Origin of the sequence: Phyllobacterium sp., assembly GCF_037994425.1 — a bacterium.
In the GTDB taxonomy this organism is placed as follows: Bacteria; Pseudomonadota; Alphaproteobacteria; order Rhizobiales; family Rhizobiaceae; genus Phyllobacterium.
The window spans coordinates 1-4,492 of the sequence record NZ_JBBNAM010000307.1 but is presented as its reverse complement, the minus strand read 5'-3'; the positions used below and the strand labels follow the sequence as shown (position 1 = coordinate 4,492).

Genomic DNA, 4,492 nt, shown 5'->3' with positions numbered 1-4,492 from the left:
CTCGACCAAGGAGACGAGATATGAACGACACGAACATTCGATCCGGATGGTCCGGTACCCGTTTCGGTAAGCCGAAAGTCGGCGCGAACGCAGAACGCCGGCGCGTCACTCGCGCACGCGATATCATCGCCTTCACTGAAATGACCGGTGACCGCAATCCGCTCCATTATGACGAAGGCCTTGCCTCGCGCTCGATATTTGGACGCCTCATCGTCCAGGGCGGCGTCACGTCAGGGCTTCTGAATGCGCTCGTTGCCGAGGATCTGCCCGGACCGGGCACGGTCTTCCTCGCTGTCGAGTGGAAATTTGTCAAGGCGGTGGGCGTAGGCGAAGAGATCGTGGCCCGGGCCGAGGTTCTGGAAGTTCGCCACGATAAACCGATTTGCACACTGGCGACGACCATCCTCAACGCCGCCGGGGAAACCTGCCTTTCCGGTACGGCGACGACCTATACTGTAGAGCTAGAATGACATTCCGGTCATACGGTCAGTAGAAGACCCTCCGCGCCGCGGCGGGGCTCTTGTTTGCGCCCAATCAACAAACGGCGGAAGTGCGGCGCCATCCAACTCAGGCGATTGGCGCATTTTCTATGCCGCCACACATGGAAGTTCCAAAAAGCCATGACCCGCAAAAAACGAAGCTCAAGGGGACGGCGATTCGCGCCGAGCAACCATCGGCGATTCTGAAATGAATACTGTCGGCCATGTTAGTCCGATGGCTGGTTTTCGTGTCTCGAGCGATATGCATGTGTCACGACCGGGCACGCTTGCGTGATCTGCCGGACCACCTGCTGCGCAACATCGGCATTTGGAAGTTCCGAGATCCTGTCAATCACCGGATTTGGCGCGAAGGAACTGTCATGCAAGCTGCGCGGCTGAAGGAAGATGAATGCTTGATCCACCCCGCTTCACTATACGCGAAATACTGGGCGGCGTTGCACGGCAATCGTCGCCCATAAGAAATCAGAAAGAGCCTCCCCGGGGTTTCCATGCTCGCGCAAACGCTGGATACCATGCCGCCGCCGTATGCTCCAACCATGCCGCGGAATAACCGCTGCCCAACAAAGGAGCCAGCTATGAACATCTCGTTCGGTACATATTCTCGCCCGTCATCCTTCAAGTGGGATGACCTTCGCAAGGGTCCCCCTCTGGAAATAGTGCGCGAACACATTGATCGAGTCGTCAATTTCACCCGGTACAGCGGCATTGCTCGCAAACGCTAGGTGATGAACGGCCAAGGGCAAAGGGGAGGGACGCCGCATGGTGGCCTTCCCTTTCAATGGAGAGAAAGGGCAGCACCCCGTTCACACGCGGCCGCTGATATCATCGCCGCACGCCTCCACGCCAAATCGGGTTCTGCGCGTCGAAAAGAGAAAACTCGAAATTCAGCGATCCCCATATGGCTTGCAAACTGTCAGGCCAAATTCGATTGCGAAGACGTAGCCGGGGAATACGTTGTTGCGGATTGAAATGCTAATCCTTAAAGTGTTCTTACTAGCAAAATATTAGATGGGCGACCAACTTGGATATCGCCATCACGGTTCTGGGAGATTTTTCGGTTAGCCGGGACAAGGCAGCGATCTCGCTGCCGCAATCGCGGAAAACCAGGGCACTGCTCGCCTATCTGGCGGTGCTCGGGAAACCGCAGCGCCGCGAGCGGCTTTGCGAATTGTTTTGGGATATCCCGGACGATCCGCGCGGTTCGCTTCGATGGAGCCTTTCGAAACTGCGTCAAATTCTTAATGCAGACGGCGAGGAGCGACTGCAGGCCGATCGCAACTTCGCGCATTTGAAGCCGGGGACGTTTGTTCTCGATTACGAACTGATTAGGGGTCTTTCGTCCGAATCTGTCGGAGGGCTTGCTACCGAACGGCTCATGGAAATCGCCGCGGCATTCACAGGGCCATTCCTGGTCGATCTCTATCTTCCGCACTGTTCAGCGTTCGAGGCATGGCGGGTCTATTGTTCCAACGAGATCGAAATCTTGCATCTGAAAACGCTTCGAACCCTGATCGACCGTCTCAGCGACGAACCAGAGCGGGCGCTCCCTTACGTGCACACCCTCCAGACGCTCCTTCCTGACGAGGACTTCGCAAAGGAGATAACCGGGATCAACGACCGAGCACGTCAGACGGCGGCAACCAGATCGGTGACGGAAGCCTTGTCGGCATCCCTGACGGGCAGAGCGGTTTGGTCAGTTGCCGAGAACGCAGCGGGGTTGCCTTCCGGGAACTGCCCGGCCGTGCTCGGGATTGGCGCTAGGAAGCAGTTGATACACTATGCCCACTCAAGTGACGGCACACGGATCGCCTATGCCGTGAACGGTACTGGTCCGGCAATCGTGCGGGCGACACACTGGATGTCACATCTTGATTTCGATTGGGAAAGCCCGGTTTGGGGCCACTGGATCGACGCGTTGTCGGACGGTTTCACCCTGCTCAGATATGACGGGCGCCTGAACGGACTGTCCGGCACCACGGCCGAGGATACCTCACTCGACGCGTTCATTGCTGATCTGGAATGTGTCGTCGATGCCGCGGGCTTCAAACAATTCGTCCTGCTTGGTATTTCGCAAGGCTGCGCTGTATCGGTTGAATTCGCGGCCCGACACCCCGAAAGGGTCGCCGGTCTCCTACTTTACGGCGGCTACGTTCGAGGATGGCGTGCACGCGGCGATGCGAATGAAATCGGGCGGCGTGAAGCGATCGCGGCCCTGATTCGCCAAGGCTGGGGCCAGGACGATCCGATATTCCGTCAGCTATTCACCAATCTCTTCATTCCGGGCGCGAACCGCGCGCAGATGGACTGGTTCAATGAATTGCAGCGACGGACGCTCACGCCGGAAAATGCGTGGCGATTGTCCAATGCTTTCGCGGATATCGACGTGTCTGCCCGGCTCGATGAGCTAGATTTGCCCACCCTGGTTCTGCATGCGCGAGGCGATCGGGTTGCGCCATTGTCCGGTGGTCTTGCACTTTCCGGCGCAATCCCGGGTGCACGCTTCGTGGAGTTGGACAGTTTGAATCATATCTTACTGGCCGAGGAGCCGGCGTTTCAGGAATTTGTAAGTGAGGCCACGGGTTTCGCGGACCAGGTGCTGGAATCCAAAGCGATCATTCAGATCGACAAGCGCACTAGGCGCCACGCGACGATCCTGTGCGCGGTGTTCGTGAGTCCGGTTCAGGTGACGGAAGAACTCTCCCCGGAAACGGCACTTGAAATCATCGATTCTCTGCTCTTGAAAGCTGTTGAGTTAGTGCGTGCGAATGGCGGGACAGTGCTCAGCGTTACGGACAGCGAACTAATCGCGTCGTTCGGGGCGCCCGACGCGCAAGAAGGCCATGCCGCGCTCGCTTGCCGAACTGCGCTCAAGCTGCGCGAAACGGCGCTTAACGAGCCCCAACCCATCACCAGGGTCCGCATAGCCATGGACACGGGTGTCGTGATCGTCGGTCAGGCGCGCGTGGTCGGAGGTGGCGCGCTGGAAGTGCGTGGTGGACCGGTGACGGTCGCCAATGCGCTGAGCCAGGCCCTACGCCAAGATCTCGTTGCGGCGACCGAACGGACGCATACCTCGGCCGGCGGCTTTGTCAGCATGAAACCTCTGAGGTCAAAAACAATATCCGATTTTAAGGACCAACGCCTCTACGAGGTGCTCGAAATTAATCGTGGCCGCTCGCGCTGGCAGTTGCGGTCCCAGAGGCGCCTCTCACCCTTCATAGGGCGAGAGATGCCTTTGCAAATCCTCAACAAAGCCTGGCGTGATGTGCAAGGCAGCGAGGGCCAGACGGTGATCGTTGTCGGCGCTCCTGGGCTGGGCAAGTCACGCGTCACGCATGAATTCGTCGGTGCAATTCCGCAAGACGAAGCCGAGCATCTCGAGGCAGGCGCGTTGGAAACCGATCTCCAGAATGGTTATGGCGTAATCCGAAAAGTCTTGCAGGGTCTGTTCGGAGTGGACGAGTCCGAGGCGCCGTCGGCGGCGGTTGAAAAAGTGCTAATTGGGCAGAGCGATCGCCGCTTCGACAGACGCCTGCTCGACCCCATAATGGCCGTCATGGAATTGCCGGCGCAGGATCCGATCTGGGCGGCAATTCCCGCAAAGGAGCGATCGCGGCGAATGCAGGAAGCCGTGGTGGCACTGCTGCTGTTTCTTGCAAATACGAAACCCCTCGTCCTTCTTGTCGAGGACCTGCACTGGATCGATCTCGAGAGCGAGGCGATTCTGGTGCGGCTGGCGGAAGCCGCCACCGCCGGTCGAATTCTCTTCATCTTGACCTGCCGGCCGGAATATGACCGCTGTGCTTTTGCCACCGCCAGTCCGGTGGAAATTCGACTCTCGGCGCTCAACGCGGCCGAGACTGGTGAGCTACTCGATTATCTCCTTGGTAAGGATCCACAACTCGATCGTCTGCGCGCCGATCTGGCTGAAGTATGCAAGGGCAATGCGCTTTTTCTCGAGGAAACCGTCCGCGCGCTTGCCGAGACCGGCA

3 protein-coding genes are annotated in these 4,492 nt (G+C 58.4%); all 3 read left to right on the top strand.

Going from position 1 to position 4,492, the window contains the following annotated elements:
• On the top strand, positions 1 to 470 hold a 470-nt coding region (locus AAAB35_RS20815; RefSeq protein WP_340670183.1), incomplete at its 5' end, for a MaoC family dehydratase.
• A 50-nt stretch (positions 471 to 520) separates the two neighbouring features.
• Positions 521 to 691 (top strand): hypothetical protein, encoded by a 171-nt coding sequence (locus AAAB35_RS20810; RefSeq protein WP_340670182.1) that lies wholly within the window; start codon positions 521 to 523, stop codon positions 689 to 691.
• An 830-nt stretch (positions 692 to 1,521) separates the two neighbouring features.
• Positions 1,522 to 4,492: alpha/beta fold hydrolase (locus tag AAAB35_RS20805; protein ID WP_340670181.1), on the top strand; the 2,971-nt coding region annotated here is incomplete at its 3' end.